The sequence below is a fragment of the Streptomyces lydicus genome (assembly GCF_000717345.1).
Taxonomy (GTDB): Bacteria; Actinomycetota; Actinomycetes; order Streptomycetales; family Streptomycetaceae; genus Streptomyces; species Streptomyces lydicus.
Window position 1 is genome coordinate 39,521 of record NZ_JNZA01000020.1, and the last position, 16,036, is coordinate 55,556.

The window sequence follows — 16,036 nt, forward strand, 5'->3', positions numbered from 1 at the left end:
CTAGGCTGGCGGGATGACGCGTGCCGAGCAGCCAACGGTCGTGACCCCCACTTCAGGCGCCCTCGCAGCGGACTCACGCGAGCGCGCGGTGCGAGCCCTGCTCCGCTTCCCCCCACTGAAGCGACTGTGGAGCGCCCAATTCGTCGGGGGCATCGGCGATGCCCTGTCCATGCTTGTCCTGGTAATCCTCGCCCTCCAGGCAGCGCTGTACGTACCGCTCGGCGGCCAGGCCGTCTTCGGAGGCGGCTATAGGGGAGCCGCCCTCGCGGTCACCGCGGTCTTCGCCGCCCGGATGCTGTCGACCCTGCTCTTCGGGGCCGTCCTGCTGGGCCCGCTGACCACGCTGACAGCGCCTTCCGGGCCGCTCGACCGGCGGTGGACGATGATCGGCGCGGACGTGCTGCGGCTCGCGCTGCTGGTCATCGCGCCCCTCTGGATCGACTGGGCCCCCGGTGACGCACTGGCCTGGCTGCTGGTCACGGTCTTCGTCACCGGTGTCGCCGAGCGCTTCTGGACCGTCTCCCGGGAGAGCGCCGCGCCCGGCCTGCTGCCGGCGCCGCCCCCCGAGGGCGCCGCGGTGCGCCCGCTGCCCGACAACCTGGACGCCCTGCGCCGCCTCTCGCTGCGCACCACCTTCGTCTCCCTGCCGATCGCGGCCGCCGCCCTGGTGGTCGTCACCCTTCTCAGCAAGCTGCTGGGCACCGGCATCGACTGGTTCCACCTGCACCAGGCCGCCCTCGGCTCCTATGTGGCGGCCGGACTGTTCGCCGCCTCCGTCTCGATCCTCTACTTCATCGAACTGCCCGGTGCGGACACGCCCCGGCCGCGCTCCCCCCTGGAGGGTCTGCGCCGTCCCAAGGCCGCGGCTCCCCAGGGCGAGAAGACCGGCGCCGACAGGGGCCGTACGGGCGCGATCCCGGCGCTGGTGCTGGGCTGCGCCGCCGTCGCGGCCGGGATCTCCGCGGCCGTCTCGCTGGCCGTCCTGCACGCCTACGACCTGGCCGGCGGACCGGCCACCTTCGCGCTGCTGGTGCTGGTGCTGACCGGCGGTACCGCCGTCGGCATCCGGGGCGCCCACCGCGTGCTGCCCGCGCTGTCCCGGCGCCGGCTGCTCGCCCTCGCGGTCGCCCTGACCGGGCTGGCGCTGCTGGCCATGGGTCTGGTCCCGGACACCACGACGGTGCTCCTGCTCGCGCTCCTGGCGGGCGTGGGCGCCGGCGTCGCCGCCAACACGGGACACGTCCTGCTGGACCAGGAGTCCGAGGAGTCCCGCACCGCCCGTACGACCGGGCATCTGCACGCCGTCGTCCGGCTCGCGGTGGCGCTGGCCGCCGTCGTCGCGCCCCTGCTCGCGGCCGTCATCGGCCCGCACCACCTCGGCAACGGCACCTTCGACTTCTCCTACGGGGGCGCCGCCTACACCCTGATGCTGGTCGGCGCGCTGCTGCTGCCGGTCGCCGCCTGGGTCCTGGGCAAGCTCGACGACCGGCAGGGCGTACCGCTGCGGCGCGAGCTGCGCGAGGCGCTGCGCGGCGGCGACCCGGCGCAGGCGCCCGCGCCCACCGGCTTCTTCATCGCCCTGGAAGGCGGCGACGGCGCCGGCAAGTCCACCCAGGTCGAGGCGCTCGCCGAGTGGATCCGCGGCAAGGGCCACGAGGTCGTGGTGACCCGCGAGCCGGGCGCCACCGCCATCGGCAAGCGGCTGCGGTCGATCATCCTGGACGTCGCGACGACCGGCCTCTCGGACCGGGCGGAGGCGCTGATGTTCGCCGCCGACCGCGCCGAGCACGTCAACAGCGTCATCCGGCCCGCGCTGGAGCGCGGCGCGATCGTCCTCACCGACCGGTACATCGACTCCTCGGTCGCCTATCAGGGCGCCGGCCGCAACCTCGCCCCCACGGAGATCGCCCGGATCAACCGCTGGGCAACGGACGGCCTGGTCCCGCACCTGACCGTGCTGCTCGACATCTCGCCGGAGACCGCCCGCGAGCGCTTCACCGAGGCGCCCGACCGGCTGGAGTCCGAGCCCGCCGCGTTCCACCAGCGGGTCCGGGCCGGCTTCCTGACCCTGGCCGCCGCCGACCCGGCGCGCTATCTGGTCGTAGACGCCGGTCAGGAGCCGGAGGACGTCACCACCGTCGTACGCCACCGCCTCGACCAGGTGCTGCCGCTGTCCGAGGCCGAGGTCAAGGCGCAGGACGAGGCCCGTAAGGCCGCCGAGGAGGAGGCCCGCCGCCGCGCCGAGGAGGAGGCCGCCCGCAAGGCCGAGGAGGCCCGCCTGGAGCGTGAGCGCCAGGAACAGCTGGCCAGGCTGCGCGCCGAGGAGGAGGAGCGCAAGCGTCAGGAGGCCGAGCAGGCCAAGGCGCTGGAGGCCGCCCGCCAGGCGGCCGAGGCCCGGCAGCGCGCCGAGGAGGCCCGCCAGGCGGCGGAGGCGGAACGCGCCCGTCGCGAGGCCGAGGAACGGGCCCGTGAGGCCGAGCAGGAGCGACTGCGCAGGGAGCACGAGGAGCAGGCGCGGCTGCGCCGGGAGGCCGAGGAGCGCCGCCTGGAGAAGCAGCGCAAGGCCGAGGAGGCCCTGCTGCGCGCCGAGGAGGCCCGGCGGGCGGCGGCCGCGGAGGCGGCCGCGGCGGAGGCTGCGGCGGCCGAGGCCGCCGAGGCACCGACCGCGGAGACGCCGGTGGCGGACCTGCGGAAGCGCTTCGCGGAGAGCGGCGACACGTCCGACGCGTCGGATTCCGGCTCTCCCGCTGCCGGCCCTGCCGGTCCTGCCGGTTCCGGCGCCGACCGTGAGCGGACGGAGTCGCTGCCGCGGCCCGCGGCGCCGGAGGTACCCGGCGCGGCGGACGAGACGGCGGTGCTGCCGCCGGTCCGCGAGACGCGCGGCGGCCACGGCTCCGACGGCTTCGACCGCTCCGGTGGCTCCGACGTGGACGAGACCGCCGTGCTGCCGGCCGTGCGGGGCGACGACGCGCGCCCCGAGGGCGTACGGGGCAACGACCCCGCCGACCGGGTGCCGCCGTGGATGTTCCGCAAGGAGACCCCGGGCGCCGGTGCGCCCGAGCACTCCGCCGCCGGCTCCGGCGCGGATGCGGGTGCCGATGCCGGTGGGGTCGAGCGCACCCGCGAGATGCCGCAGATCGACCCGGCGACGGGCCGCCCCGTCGAGTCCCCGCAGGCCCCGCGGCGCGGCCGCCCGCGCCCCGAATGGGCGGAGGAGACCCCGCTGGACGATCTGCCGTCGCTCGCCGACGAGCTGCTCGGCCCGCGGGCGGACGAGGACGCGGACGACGGCGCCGGCGACGACGGCCGCCGCGGCGGCCGGGGACGCCGCCGCTAGCCCGACGGGGCCGTGCGGACGCCCGGGCCTCCTCGTCGGAGGACCCCGTCACACCCGAGCGGACCCCGTCACACGCGCCACCGGCGCCACACCGGCGCCACACCGGCCGTGGCCGCAGCACCTACGCTGCGGCCACGGCCGTTTCCGCCTCCGGATTCGTTTGTCAGTGGGTTGCACCACAATGGGGCAGGCGGGTTTCGAGCAGTACGGCACGACGGGAGCGGCAGACAGCGATGGCGGTATGGGACGACGTGGTCGGCCAGGACCGGGTGACGGCGCAGCTGGCCGCTGCCGCACGTGACGCGGACGCCCGCGTCACCGCTGAGCACGCGGCGCGGCAGGCACCGTCGCCCGGCACGCAGCCGGCGCCGGGGCAGGAGCCTTCGGCCGAGCGGAGCGGCGCCTCGCAGATGACCCACGCCTGGCTGTTCACGGGCCCGCCCGGCTCCGGCCGCTCCACCGCCGCCCGCGCCTTCGCCGCCGCCCTGCAGTGCGTCAGCCCCGACCGCGCCCTCGGCGGCGCCCCCGGCTGCGGCTTCTGCGACGGCTGCCACACGAGCCTCGTCGGCACGCACGCCGACGTCGAGATCGTCCGTACGGACCTGCTGTCCATCGGCGTCAAGGAGACCCGTGACCTGGTCCGCCGGTCCTCGCTCTCCCCGGCCGGCGGACGCTGGCAGGTGATCGTCCTGGAGGACGCCGACCGTCTCACCGAAGGCGCCGGCAACGTCCTCCTCAAGGCCGTCGAGGAGCCCGCGCCCCGTACGGTCTGGCTGCTGTGCGCGCCCTCCATCGAGGACGTCCTGCCGACCATCCGCTCCCGCTGCCGCCACCTCTCGCTGCGTACGCCGCCCGTGGCCGCGGTCGCCGACGTGCTCGTCCGGCGCGACGGCATCGAGCCGGAGGTCGCCGACCGGGCCGCCCGCGCCACCCAGGGGCACATCGGCCGCGCCCGCCGGCTGGCCACCGACGAGCGTGCCCGCACCCGGCGCGCGGCGGTGCTCAAGCTGCCGCTCCGCATCGACGACATCGGCGGCTGCCTCAAGGCCGCCCAGGAACTGATCGACGCCGCGGGGGAGGACGCCAAGCAGGTCGCCGAGGAGATCGACACCAAGGAGACCGAGGAGCTGCGGGCCGCGCTCGGCGCCGCCTCCGGGACCGGCGGCCGGCTGCCGCGCGGCACGGCCGGCGCCATGAAGGAGCTCCAGGACAAGCAGAAGCGCCGCTCGACCCGGACCCAGCGCGACAGCCTCGACCTCGCCCTGGTCGACCTCACCGGTTTCTACCGCGACGTCCTCGCCGTCCAGATGGGCGCCTCGGTGCCGCTCGCCAACGACGAGGTGCAGGACAGCGTCCGGCGCATCGCCTCCGGGTCGACGCCCGAGCGCACCCTCCGTCGGATAGAAGCGGTCATCGCCTGCCGTGAGGCCCTCGACCGCAACGTCGCCCCGCTCCTGGCGGTGGAGGCCATGACCGCGGCCCTCCGCGCCGGCTGACCCCACCGCCGGACCCCTCCCACCGACACCCCGCCTCGCCCGCCGCCGGAGGAGCCACGCCCCTCCGCCAACCCTCCCCACAACCGACACAAAAGGTAATCACTCAACTACCCTCAGTCCGAAGCCGAAGCCGAAACCGAAGCCGAAGCCGACCGCCGCCTCACCACTCCAGGGATCCACCGCACGCCAGACCCCGCACTCCAGCTTCCAGGGACCGACACCAAGGGACCGCCATGGCCACCAGCCGACTGCTCCGCACCTCCGCCGCCGCCCTCGCGGCCACCGCTCTGCTGATCTCCGGCTGCTCCTCGGGGAGTTCGTCCCCCCGTGCCGAGGCGTCCTCGGACCGTACGACCGAGGCCGGCGCCCAGCGCCCCGTCGCGGACGCCACGCTGGAGCCCCTCCCGGCCGCCGTCCCGGCCGCGCTGCGCCCGTACTACGACCAGAAGCTGAGCTGGCACCCCTGCGGAGTCGCCGGCTTCGAGTGCGCGACGATGAAGGCCCCCCTGGACTACGCCCACCCGAGCGCGGCCACGGACCTCAAGCTCGCGGTGGCCCGCAAGAAGGCCACCGGCCCCGGTAGCCGGCTCGGCTCCCTGCTGCTCAATCCGGGCGGCCCCGGCGGCTCGGCGATCGAATACCTCCAGCAGTACGCGCCCCAGGGCGCGGCCGTCCGCGCCCGCTACGACCTGGTCGCGATGGACCCCCGCGGCGTGGCCCGCAGCGAGCCGGTCGAGTGCCTCTCCAACAAACAGATGGACCGCTACACCCAGACCGACCAGACCCCGGACGACCCGGCCGAGGTCAACAAGCTGATCACCGCCTACCGCGACTTCGCCAAGGGCTGCGAGGCCCGCTCCGGCAAGGTGCTCCCGCACGTCTCCACGATCGAGGCGGCCCGCGACATGGACGTGCTGCGCGCCGTCCTGGGCGACAAGAAGCTGACGTACATGGGCGCCTCCTACGGCACCTTCCTGGGCGCGACCTACGCCGGGCTCTTCCCCACCCGCACCGGCCGGCTGGTCCTGGACGGCGCGATGAATCCGGACCTCGACTCCCGCACCGTCAACCTCGACCAGACCGTCGGCTTCAACACGGCCTTCACGGCCTTCGCCGCGGACTGCGTCAAGCAGAAGGACTGCCCGCTCGGCCACAAGAACGCGGCGGACGCCGGCCGCCGGCTCTCCGCGCTCTTCAAGAAGCTCGACGCCCACCCGGTGGAGACGGGCGAGGAGCGCAAGCTCACCGAGTCCCTGGCCACCACGGGCGTGATCGCCGCGATGTACGACCAGCGCGCCTGGCCCATGCTCCGCGAGTACCTCGCCCAGGCGGAGGGCGGCAACGGCCGCGGGCTGCTCACCCTCTCCGACAGCTACTACGAACGCGACCCCAACGGCAGCTACGCCAACCAGATGTACGCCAACCCCGCCGTCAACTGCCTCGACCTCGCGCCGGCCTTCACCAGCCCCGAGCAGGTGCGCGCCGCCCTGCCCAGCTTCCGCAAGGCATCCCCGGTCTTCGGCGAGAACTTCGCCTGGGCCGCTCTGAACTGCGCGTACTGGCCGGTCAAGCCCACCGGCACACCCCACCGCATCCCCGCCAAGGGCGCCGCCCCGATCGTCGTCGTCGGCACCACCCGCGACCCGGCCACCCCCTACACCTGGGCCAAGGCCCTCTCCTCCCAGCTCGCCAACGCCACCCTCCTGACCTACGAGGGCGACGGCCACACCGCCTACGGCCGCGGCAGTAACTGCATCGACACCGCCGTCAACACCTACCTCCTGGACGGCACCACCCCGCCCAAGAACAAACACTGCAAGTGACCCCCCTCACATCCCCACCCGCCCCCTGACCAGCCCCGCAATCGGTTACGGACCACCCCTCCGGCATGTGTAGACTGGGCCGCGCACCACGCCGCCTTAGCTCAGTTGGCCAGAGCAACGCACTCGTAATGCGTAGGTCTCGGGTTCGAATCCCGAAGGCGGCTCAGCGTGAAACCCCAGGTCGGATGTCTTCCGGCCTGGGGTTTTGTGTTCAGCAGATGCGGTGACGGCGCCGCGATCGGGCCGCGCGAGTGTCGCCGGGCTCCTTTTTGGTCTCAGCGGGGCCCAGATCGGCCCCGCCGGTGAGGGCGCCGGCGGGACGGTCACTTCAGGCCGCTGAGCAGCACCCCGCGCAGATAGTGCTTCTGCAGCATCTGGATTCCCACGGGAAGGGGCATCAGCCGCGGATTGACGGTGGAGACCAGCAGCGCCCAGATGTATTCGTTCCAGGCGTTGACGAAGGTGAGCAGGGTCAGCGTCACCGCCACCGGCTTGGTCTGCGGCAGGACGACGCGCCACCAGACGGTGAATTCGCCGGCGCCGTCCAGGCGGGCCGCCTCCAGCATGTCGTCCGGGAGGGAGAGCATGAACTGCCGCATCAGGAAGATCGGAAGATCCCGAATCCGGACACCAGGAACGGCATGACGAGAGCGGCGATGCTGACGGTGAGGCCGGCGCCGCCGCGCCCCAGCAGATCGTTTCCGCCCGTGCCCGGCCAGTGCACCAGGATCAGGAAGTGCGGCACGAAGAAGAGGAAAGCCGGGAACATCATCGTGGACAGCACGAGGCGGAAGACGAGCTCCCGGCCGGGAAAGCGGAGTTTGGCCAGTGCGTAACCGGCGAGCGCGGAGGTCACGAGCGTCGATCCGGTGATCACAACGGTCGCGACGACGCTGTTGCGGAAGAGCAGCGGAAGGTTCAACTGATGCAGCGCCGTGCGGTAGTTGCTGAGGTCGAAAGCCTGCGGAAGGAACCGGAAAGGCAGCTTTCCGAATTCGCTGGGGCCCTTGAACGACGTCAGCAGCATGTCGAGAAGCGGAACGACGGTGAGCACGGCGCCCGTGGCGACCACGGCGTACACACCCCAGGGACGGCGCCGGCCGCGGCGCCCTGACCCCCGTCCCCGGTCATCACATTGATCAGCGCGAACGACTGCAGTCCGGCGAAGAATTGGGTCAGGCACACGAAGAGCAGCGACGGGCGCAGCAGCGGCAGCGTGATGCGCCGGAAGACGGTGCCCCGGCCGGCGCCGTCCAGCTCGGCCGCCTCGTAATAGACCTCGGGAATTGCTTCCAGTCCCGTGGTGAGAATGAGGATCCCGGTGCCGAGGAACGCCCATGCCTGCACCACGATGACGGACGGCAGCGCCGTACCGGGCTCCTGAAGAAAGGCGAGGGAATCCAGGCCGAGGGAATTGAGTATCCCGTTGAGCAGTCCGCCCGGCTCGTACATGTAGTCCGGTGCAGCAGCACCTTTCCCAGCCCGGCGCCGCGCAGTGCGCCGCGGACGCCGAAGGGCCCGAACCGCTCGACCATGCCGTCGTACGCGCCGTGCAGGGCGAAGCCCGCCGCCCGCCCGTCCGGTGCCCGGGCGAGGGCGACGCGGTCCAACGGGGCACCGCCGGCCAGGCACTGCCGGACGGCGCGCGCCCAGTCGGGGGTGAACTCCCCGGTGGCCAGGCGGAGCAGGTCCACCAGTGCGTCGTCCGACGGCGTGCCGAACCGGAAACCGCGCGCCACCAGCGTCTCCTCGTGCTGCCGCACCGCCGCCGGCACGCGGTAGCCGACCAGGCCGCGGTGCATCGCGACGGCCTCGTAGCGGGTCCGGAAACCGAGGCCCGCCAGCAGCCGGGCGGCCTCCGGGTACGCGGCCCGGTCCAGGCCGGGCAGCACGTAGTGGGGGGCGTACGCGGCGAAGCAGTCCCGGGTCCGGCCGTGTCCGCGCAGCCACTGGAGGGCGCCGGTGAGCAGCCGGCGGCCGAGGCCCCCGCGGCGGTGCGCCGGATCGACGAAGAAGAAGAGGATCCAGCCGTTCTCCGGCTCCAGATCGGTGCCGGCCAGCGGGGTGCGGCGCCGCACCGCGTAGGCGGCACCCACCACCTGAAATCCGGCGCAGGGAGTGACCGCCGAACCGGCTCTTTTCCGGGCCCGGGCGGCGGCCGCCGGGACCCCCGCGTCGCCGTGCGGGGGCGCCCGGATGGCGGGTGGCCCGGGACCCCGCCCCGCCCGCCGTCGCCCTCCGGTAGACCCGCTCTGACCTGTGCAAAGGCGGCCGGCGGGGTGGCCGGGGGCGGCGCGGTACGTGCGCCGCCCGCGTGGCGGGTGCGGGGCGGCCCGGGCATGTTGGGGAGGGAGAAAGCCCGGCCGGCCCGCGGACGGGGACCAGGAGGCTCCCGCATGCTTCGGAGATCATTGCGGATCCCCGCCGCCGGAGTCGCGTATCTGGTGACGGCGGCGGTGTCCTCGTCCGCGGTGGCGTACCGCCCCGAGGAGTTCGCTGACATCGGCGTGACCCGCACCGCACCGGCCGGCCCCACCGCCGCGCCGGCTCTGGTGATCGCCCACCGCGGCGCCTCCCGTTACGCGCCGGAGAACACGCTGGCCGCCGTGGACGCCGCCCATCGCCGCGGCCTCCTGTGGGTCGAGAACGACGTGCAGCGCACCAAGGACGGCCGGCTCGTCGTCGTCCACGACACCACCCTGGAGCGGACGACGAACGCCGCCACGGTGTTCCCCGGGCGGGCGCCGTGGCGGGTGGGGGACTTCACGGCCGCCGAGATCGCCCGGCTGGATGCCGGAAGCTGGTTCGGCGCGCGCTTCGCGGGGGAGCGGGTGCCGACGCTCGATGCCTATCTGCGCCGGCTGGAACGCAATGGGCAGCGCCTTTTGCTGGAGATCAAAGCCCCTGGCCGCTATCCGGGAATCGAGGCGGGAGTCGTGCGGGAACTGCGGGCGCGCGGCTGGCTGGATTCCGCCCATGTCCGGAGCCGGTTGGTGATCCAGAGCTTCTCGGTGGCCTGCGTGAAGACCGTCCACGCACTGCTGCCACAGGTACGCACCGGAATTCTGGGCGCGCCCGCCGTGGCAGACCTGGCACGCTACGCGCGGTTCACCGACCAGATCAACCCCCGTCTGTCCGACGCCAGTTCGCGCTGGCTGGCAGCCGTGCACCGGCTGCGCGGCGCGCACGGACGGCCGTTGGAGGTCTATGCCTGGGACGTGGCGAAGAACACGAACAGGCGGTCGGTGCGGGCGCGCGGCATCGAAGGCGTTATTGAATAGGGGGCAGGGGACGGGAATGAGGGGGAAATGCCCGGATCCGGTGGGCCGTCGGGCCGTGCCGGCCCGGGCGCCGCGCCCCGTCCCGCGTGAAGGAGCTGTGGAGAGCGGACGCGTGGCATGTGGCAGCGTCAGGCGGGGATTTACGGGATTCCCGCCGCAGAGCTAAGGTGCCTGAGATGTTCGACGCCGCCACTCTTCCCGTAAAAGAACTAAGACGCAGGATTTGGCTTTTGGGTTCCGATGTGCGGCCCGGTGCGGGCCAGCGTCCAGTTCCTCCCCCGCTTTCGCCCCGGGAGGCTCCTTGAACAACGATTTCCCGGCGTACGGCGAACGGCGGGTGCCGCTTCCCCCGCCGCGACAGATGCCGCAGGAAAGCCCGCACCGGGCGGACGCCCTGGTGCCGGAACGGGCCGGCGTTGCCACCGCGACGGCGACCAGAGCACCTGCCGCGGCACCCACCCCGGCTCCCGCTCCGGCCTCGCGCCGGGGCCGCGCCAAGGGCAGCAGGCGCCGGACCGCCGCGCCCACCCCGGCCGGCACCTCCGCGAAACCGCGCGACGCCTTCTTCGACAACGCCAAGTACCTGGCCATCGTGCTGGTGGCGATGGGGCACTCCTGGGAGCCCCTGCGGGACGGAAGTCGTACCGCGGCGGCGTTCTACATCACCGTCTACGCCTTCCACATGCCGGCGTTCATCATCATCTCCGGCTATTTCTCGCGCAGTTTCGACATGCGCAAGGACCGGCTGCAGCGGCTGATCACCGGAGTCGCGGTCCCGTACATCCTCTTCGAAGTCGCCTACACGCTCTTCAAGAGGTGGGCGGACGACGATCCGCACTATCCGATCAGTCTGATGGACCCCTGGTACCTGACGTGGTTCCTGGCCGCGCTGTTCATCTGGCGGCTCACCACCCCGCTGTGGAAGATCGTGCGTTGGCCGGTTCCGCTCGCCCTGGCCATCGCCGTGCTGGCGTCCCTCTCCCCGGACATCGGCGACGACCTGGACCTCCAACGGGTGCTGCAGTTCCTGCCGTTCTTCGTGATCGGGCTGTCGCTGCGCCCGGAGCACTTCAAGCTCGTCCGCCGCAAGAAGGCACGCATCCTGGCCGTACCGGTCTTCGCCGGCGCCCTGGTCTTCGCGTACTGGGCGGCGCCGCGGATGAACGCCGCGTGGTTCTACCACCGCGACGCGGCCCAGGAACTCGGCGCCCCCTGGTGGAGCGGCGCGGTGATGACGCTGGCCATGTTCGGCTGCTCGCTGGTGCTGGTGGCCTGCTTCTTCGCCTGGATCCCGGGCCGCACGATGTGGTGCACGGCGCTCGGCGCGGGCACCCTCTACGGCTATCTGCTGCACGGCTTCCTCGCCAAGGGCTCCCGCTTCGGGAACTGGTACGACACCCCGTGGGTGCACACCCCCTGGGGCATGGTGCTGGTCACCCTCTTCGCGGGCACCGTCATCACCCTGCTGTGCACCCCGCCCGTCCAGCGGGCGTTCCGGTGGGCGATGGAACCCAAGATGACCTGGGCGTTCAAGAAGGACCCGGTCGGGGCGGCCCGCAGCCGCAACTGAGCGTCCGGAACTGACCCTCCGGAGCTGAGCGTCCGGAGCCGAGCGGCGTCCCAAGGGCGCCCGTACCGCCGAAGCACCGGCGGTACGGGCGCCCTTCGCGTGTCCCGCCCACCGGGGGGACGGAGGCGCCCCGACCGACCCGGGTACGTCCATGGTCCTGGGCCCGGCCCCCTCCGCCCTGGTCCCCATGGCCGATCGCGGCGCCGGCCGCGGCCTCATAGGCTCGCTGACAAGGAAGCCATGACCAGGGGAGGCCGCAGCGATGACCGAATCCGTGTGGGGTGGCGAGCAACTGGACCTGGATGCCTATCTCGTCCGCATCGGCTACACGGGGGACCGGCGGCCCACCGCCGACACCCTGCGCGGGCTGCATGCCGCGCACTCGGCATCGATCGCCTTCGAGAACCTGGAGATCGTGCTCGGCCGTCCCGTACCGCTGGACCTGGAGTCGTTGCAGACGAAGATGGTCATGCAGCGGCGCGGCGGCTACTGCTACGAGCAGAACCTCCTCTACGCCGCCGCCCTGGACCGTCTCGGCTTCGCACTCACCGGCCTGTGCGCCCGCACCCGCATGGGCGAGCGGCGCCTGCGCCCCGCCACCCACGCGCTGCTCGCGGTGGAGCTGGACGGCGAACGGTGGATCACCGACGTCGGGTTCGGCGGCGAGGCGCTGCTGGAGCCGCTGCCGCTGCGCGACGGCGTCCAGGCCCGGCAGGGCGGCTGGACGTTCGGCCTGGTCCGGGAGGACGAGACCGGCAGCTGGGTGCTGCGCACCCGCCACGAGGACGGCTGGTTCGACCTCTACGCCTTCGGGACGGAGCGCCGCTACCCGGCCGACTACGCGGTCTTCAACCACTACATCTCGACCCACCCGCGCTCGCCGTTCACCGGCCAGATGGTGGTCCAGCGCCCGCTGCCCGACCGGCGCAGCACGTTGGTCGGCCGGCAGTTCACCCGTATCCGCCCGGACTGGACCCACGAGGCGCGCGAGGTCGCCCCGGAGGAGCTTCCGGCCGTGCTGGAAACGGAGTTCGGCATCGCCCTCTCCGCGGCGGACGCCGAGGCGCTGGTGACGTTCCACAAGGAGTGAGCGTGCCCGGAGGGCAGGGGGACCGCGGTACGGGAACGTGATGTACGGGGGAGAGGACAGGGGAGAGACGCCTCGCCCCGGTCGCGGCCCGCCGGTTACCGCTCGCGCACCACCGCGATGCCCTCGATCTCCACCAGCGCCGTCTCGTCCCACAGCCGGGTCGCGCCGATCACCGCCATCGCCGGGAAGTCGCCGCCGACCAGGCGTTTCCACACCCGGCCGAGTTCCCGGGCATGCCGGCGGTAGTCGGCGACGTCGACCGCGAAGACGGTGAGCTTGGCGAGATCGGACGGGCCCGCCCCGGCGGCCGCGGCGGCCTCCAGCAGATTCGTCAGCGCCCGCTCGAACTGCTCGACGATGCCGTCCCCGACGATCTTCCCCGAGCCGTCGAGGGCGGTCTGCCCGGCGAGGAAGACCAGCGTGCCCGGGGCGGCGCGGACGGCGTGGCTGAAACCGGTCGGCGGCGCGAGATGAGGCGGATTGATGCGCTCCAGCCCGCCCCCACCCCCGTCCGCGCGCGGGCCCGCTCCGTACGCACCCGCCCCGGCCTGCTCGCTCCCCGCCGCTTCAGCGCTCATCCCGCCGGCTCCCCTCCGTCGCCAACTCGTACCGCACGTCCAGCGATTGAAGCGCGCCCCGATCCTTCCGGGGAGCCCCTCCCGGCGAGTTTAGGACCTGCCCGCCGGATCGGGGCCGAACGGAGCCGGTCCTTCACCGGCGGCGACGGACCGAGAACCCCGCCTGCGCCGACGGACCCAACGCCTCGCCGGCAGCGACGCACCGCGCGCCTGCCCGTGCGAGGGCCGGACGGACGGATCCCGCCCCTCACCGGCGGCTCAGGGTCGGGCCCGTGGCGCGTGCGGAGGCGCGGCCGACGCGGCCGCCAGCGGTTCCCGGCCGTCCAGCAGGCCCCGGGCGCCGTACGGCCGGCAGCGCAGGAAGGCCGCTTCGTGGTGGAAGGGATCCGCCTGGTGCTCCCTGACCGCGTTCCGGTGCTGCGGCCCGTCGGAGCCGTAGGCGTACTGCCGCATGGCCGAGACGCTCCGCCACAGGGAGAACGTGCCGACCGTGCGGGGTGGCCTGGCCATCGCCAGGGAGGCGACCAGCGCCGGGTCGGCCGCGGCCCGGCCGGACGCGGCGGAGCTGGCGCGCAGGAACGGCAGGGCACGGCGCAGCCGCAGCTGCCCGAGGGTGAGGACGGCGACCGGGCCGTCCTCCTCGGTGAGCGCGGCGTCGGCAGCGGGGTCGGTCCGGACCGGCAGCGGCCCCCACGCGCCCGCGACCCGCACCGGCCGCAGCCGCACCAGCCAGCCGCCGGCCAGCTGCCGAGCGAGCGGACCGGAGGCGAGGAAGCGGTCGAGCGCGGTGTCGTCCTCCCACGCGGCGATCAGCGCGGCCCGCCCGGGACGCAGTCTGGGCGGGCCGGCGGCGACCGCGCCGGTGAACGTCGTGCGTGCGTAGCGCAGACCAGGGGTGTCGGCCGGTCCCGGGCGGGCGCGCAGGACGCCCGGCAGTGAGCGGACGCCGAGGTCGGCGATGTGTACGGAAAGAATCACGGCGGGCCCCCGTAGCTCGGCCGGACTGAAGTTACTCATGCGTATACCAACTGGTACACGACCCAGTATCCTTCATCGCATCGGCGATGGCGAGCCGAAAACACCCACCGGAACAAGCCAGATCGTGAGGGACCGCATGAGCGGGATCGACCGGAGCCGCGCCGCGCGCGCCGAGACCAGGACGCGCATCGAGGACACCGCCGCCCGGCTCTTCGCCGAGCGCGGCTACGCCGGCACGACCATCGGGGAGATCGCCGCCGAAGCGGGCCTGAGCAAGCCGATGCTCTACCGCCACTTCGAGTCCAAGCAGGAGCTGCACCTGGCCCTGCTGGAGCGCCACCGCGACGAGCTCGCCGCCGCCCCGATCCGTGAACTCCTCCACGGCTCCGGCGACGTGAACACCCGCATGACGGCGATGTACGACGCCTGGTTCGGGTATGTGCAGACCCACCCGTACACCTGGCGCATGATGTTCCGCGACACCACCGGGGACGCCGAGGTCCAGGACTTCCACCGCGAAGTGCAGCGCCGGCAGCGGGAGACGGATGTCGCGCTGCTCCGCGAATTCGCGCCCGGCATCCCCGAGGCCGAGCTGGAGCCGCTCGGCGAGGCGATCCGCAGCTCGCTGTACGGCCTCGCCCTGTGGTGGCTGGACCGCCCCGACCGGCCCCGCGAGCTGCTCGTCGCGGCCATGGTCCGGATCACCCGCGGCCTGATCTCCACGGTCCCGTCCCCGGCCGAGGGGCAGCCCGGGGACGGGGCGCCGGCCGGAGCGGGCACCGTCCGGGGCCGGCCCGGCGGATCAGGACCGGACGGGCCCGGCCAGGGCTGAGCCCGAAGAACCGCCCTCGCTCCCCACCGGGTACAGCGCCGCGCGCAGATGCCCCGTCCGGTGCGCGGCCGTCTCCTTCGCGAGCCTGGTCTCCGGCGCGTACAGCTCGAAACCGTGCCAGGCGCCCGGCACGTTGCGGACCGTCACCTGCACCCCCGCGTCCATCAGCCGCCGCGCGTACGCCAGCCCCGGATCGCGCAGCGGATCGAGGTCACAGACCAGGACGTACGCCGGCGGCAGCCCCGACAGGTCGGTGGCCCGGGCCGCCGCGGCGTACGCGTCCGCCACCGTCCCCTCGGGCAGGTAGTGCCGCCACGCCAGCCGTATCGTGCGCAGGCTGTTCGTCCGCGGATCCGGCGCCTCGTCCGCGTCCGCCGGCACCGGCTCCTCGGCGACGCGGTCGTCCACGTCCGGTACGCACATCGACTGGTAGGCGAGCGCCGGCCCGCCGCGGTCGCGGGCCATCAGGGCGACCGCCGCGCTCAGCCCGCCGCCCGCGGAATTCCCGGTGACCGCGATCCGCTCCGGATCGATGCCGAGTTCGGCCGCGTGCCGCGCCGTCCACTCCAGTGCCCGGTAGCAGTCCTCCACCCCGGCCGGGTAGCGGTGTTCGGGCGCGAGGCGGTACTCGACGGCGACGGTGACGGCGGGCAGCTCACGGCAGAGCCCGATCGCCGTCTTGTCCTGGCCGGGCAGCGCACGGCCGATGGCGTAGCCACCGCCGTGGAAGTGCAGCACGGCGGGCAGCGCGGCCCCCCGGCCGTCGCCCGCACCCTCCGGACGGTAGACCTCGACCGTCAGCGCACTGCCGTCCGCGCGCGGAATCTCATGACGCCGGCTCTCCACCCCCGAGCGGTCGGCCGGCGTCGCCGCCAGCAGCGCGCGGAACCGCTCGCGGGTCGCGGCGATGTCCTCGTACGGATCGGAGAAGGGCGGCAACTCATCGACGAACGGCGCCAGTTCAGGATGAACGACTGTTCCCCGCGGCAAGGACATACGAGCTCTCCCGTGATCATGTAGCGGCCAGGGCTCAGCATTCTGCGCGGCCCGC

At 73.3% G+C, this 16,036-nt stretch carries 13 protein-coding genes, 1 tRNA gene and 1 pseudogene; 8 read left to right on the top strand and 7 right to left on the bottom strand.

What is annotated here, in order from left to right; all coding sequences use genetic code 11:
* Positions 1–13 precede the first annotated feature (13 nt).
* The 4 genes from tmk to OO62_RS20315 all read left to right on the top strand — a co-directional run bounded on the left by tmk (position 14) and on the right by OO62_RS20315 (position 6,820).
* Positions 14–3,337, top strand: coding sequence for a dTMP kinase (gene tmk / locus OO62_RS20300; protein ID WP_033268915.1), 3,324 nt, complete (start codon positions 14–16; stop codon positions 3,335–3,337).
* 233 nt (positions 3,338–3,570) lie between these two features.
* Positions 3,571–4,833, top strand: coding sequence for a DNA polymerase III subunit delta' (locus OO62_RS20305; protein ID WP_033268916.1), 1,263 nt, complete (start codon positions 3,571–3,573; stop codon positions 4,831–4,833).
* A 233-nt stretch (positions 4,834–5,066) separates the two neighbouring features.
* Positions 5,067–6,656, top strand: a complete 1,590-nt coding sequence (locus tag OO62_RS20310) for an alpha/beta hydrolase (RefSeq protein WP_033268917.1) — start codon at positions 5,067–5,069, stop codon at positions 6,654–6,656.
* A gap of 90 nt (positions 6,657–6,746) precedes the next feature.
* Positions 6,747–6,820: transfer RNA gene (locus OO62_RS20315), tRNA-Thr, on the top strand.
* 159 nt (positions 6,821–6,979) lie between these two features.
* Here the strand turns inward: OO62_RS20315 and OO62_RS40780 are convergent.
* The 4 genes and pseudogenes from OO62_RS40780 to OO62_RS41370 form a co-directional block, all read right to left on the bottom strand.
* On the bottom strand, positions 6,980–7,255 hold the full coding sequence (locus OO62_RS40780) for an ABC transporter permease subunit (protein ID WP_228332502.1): 276 nt from the start codon (positions 7,253–7,255) through the stop codon (positions 6,980–6,982).
* Positions 7,255–7,728 (bottom strand): ABC transporter permease family protein, encoded by a 474-nt coding sequence (locus OO62_RS40785; protein WP_228332700.1) that lies wholly within the window; start codon positions 7,726–7,728, stop codon positions 7,255–7,257. Before OO62_RS40785 ends, OO62_RS40780 begins: the two co-directional genes overlap by 1 nt.
* Complete coding sequence (locus OO62_RS38190) at positions 7,674–8,108, bottom strand: carbohydrate ABC transporter permease (RefSeq protein ID WP_206738422.1); 435 nt, start codon at positions 8,106–8,108, stop codon at positions 7,674–7,676. Before OO62_RS38190 ends, OO62_RS40785 begins: the two co-directional genes overlap by 55 nt.
* Positions 8,109–8,590: 482 nt before the next feature.
* Positions 8,591–8,755, bottom strand: a pseudogene (locus OO62_RS41370) (GNAT family N-acetyltransferase); the annotation flags it as partial.
* A 297-nt stretch (positions 8,756–9,052) separates the two neighbouring features.
* Here OO62_RS41370 and OO62_RS20330 point away from each other — a divergent pair.
* From OO62_RS20330 to OO62_RS20340, 3 genes are all read left to right on the top strand, one after another.
* On the top strand, positions 9,053–9,937 hold the full coding sequence (locus OO62_RS20330; RefSeq protein WP_033268918.1) for a glycerophosphodiester phosphodiesterase: 885 nt from the start codon (positions 9,053–9,055) through the stop codon (positions 9,935–9,937).
* Positions 9,938–10,238: 301 nt separating this feature from the next.
* Positions 10,239–11,507, top strand: a complete 1,269-nt coding sequence (locus OO62_RS20335; protein ID WP_033268919.1) for an acyltransferase family protein — start codon at positions 10,239–10,241, stop codon at positions 11,505–11,507.
* A 262-nt stretch (positions 11,508–11,769) separates the two neighbouring features.
* Positions 11,770–12,597 (top strand): arylamine N-acetyltransferase family protein, encoded by an 828-nt coding sequence (locus tag OO62_RS20340; protein WP_033268920.1) that lies wholly within the window; start codon positions 11,770–11,772, stop codon positions 12,595–12,597.
* A 95-nt stretch (positions 12,598–12,692) separates the two neighbouring features.
* Here the strand turns inward: OO62_RS20340 and OO62_RS20345 are convergent, their stop codons facing one another.
* Complete coding sequence (locus tag OO62_RS20345) at positions 12,693–13,175, bottom strand: RidA family protein (RefSeq protein WP_228332503.1); 483 nt, start codon at positions 13,173–13,175, stop codon at positions 12,693–12,695.
* A 258-nt stretch (positions 13,176–13,433) separates the two neighbouring features.
* Positions 13,434–14,192, bottom strand: a complete 759-nt coding sequence (locus OO62_RS20350) for a spheroidene monooxygenase (RefSeq protein WP_228332504.1) — start codon at positions 14,190–14,192, stop codon at positions 13,434–13,436.
* 97 nt (positions 14,193–14,289) lie between these two features.
* Here OO62_RS20350 and OO62_RS20355 point away from each other — a divergent pair, with 97 nt between their 5' ends.
* A complete protein-coding gene (locus OO62_RS20355; protein WP_078617279.1) occupies positions 14,290–14,985 on the top strand; it encodes a TetR/AcrR family transcriptional regulator in 696 nt (231 codons plus the stop codon).
* Here the strand turns inward: OO62_RS20355 and OO62_RS20360 are convergent.
* On the bottom strand, positions 14,956–15,981 hold the full coding sequence (locus OO62_RS20360) for an alpha/beta hydrolase (protein WP_033268922.1): 1,026 nt from the start codon (positions 15,979–15,981) through the stop codon (positions 14,956–14,958). The genes OO62_RS20355 and OO62_RS20360 overlap by 30 nt on opposite strands.
* Positions 15,982–16,036 lie beyond the last annotated feature (55 nt).

Coding starts and splice junctions, on each gene's coding strand:
- OO62_RS20360 (WP_033268922.1), bottom strand. CDS start 15,981: ATGTCCTTGCCGCGGGGAACAGTCGTTCATCCTGAACTGGCGCCGTTC.
- OO62_RS20345 (WP_228332503.1), bottom strand. CDS start 13,175: ATGAGCGCTGAAGCGGCGGGGAGCGAGCAGGCCGGGGCGGGTGCGTAC.
- tmk (WP_033268915.1), top strand. CDS start 14: ATGACGCGTGCCGAGCAGCCAACGGTCGTGACCCCCACTTCAGGCGCC.
- OO62_RS20350 (WP_228332504.1), bottom strand. CDS start 14,192: ATGAGTAACTTCAGTCCGGCCGAGCTACGGGGGCCCGCCGTGATTCTT.
- OO62_RS20305 (WP_033268916.1), top strand. CDS start 3,571: ATGGCGGTATGGGACGACGTGGTCGGCCAGGACCGGGTGACGGCGCAG.
- OO62_RS20340 (WP_033268920.1), top strand. CDS start 11,770: ATGACCGAATCCGTGTGGGGTGGCGAGCAACTGGACCTGGATGCCTAT.
- OO62_RS20310 (WP_033268917.1), top strand. CDS start 5,067: ATGGCCACCAGCCGACTGCTCCGCACCTCCGCCGCCGCCCTCGCGGCC.
- OO62_RS40780 (WP_228332502.1), bottom strand. CDS start 7,255: ATGCGGCAGTTCATGCTCTCCCTCCCGGACGACATGCTGGAGGCGGCC.
- OO62_RS38190 (WP_206738422.1), bottom strand. CDS start 8,108: ATGTACGAGCCGGGCGGACTGCTCAACGGGATACTCAATTCCCTCGGC.
- OO62_RS20330 (WP_033268918.1), top strand. CDS start 9,053: ATGCTTCGGAGATCATTGCGGATCCCCGCCGCCGGAGTCGCGTATCTG.
- OO62_RS20355 (WP_078617279.1), top strand. CDS start 14,290: ATGAGCGGGATCGACCGGAGCCGCGCCGCGCGCGCCGAGACCAGGACG.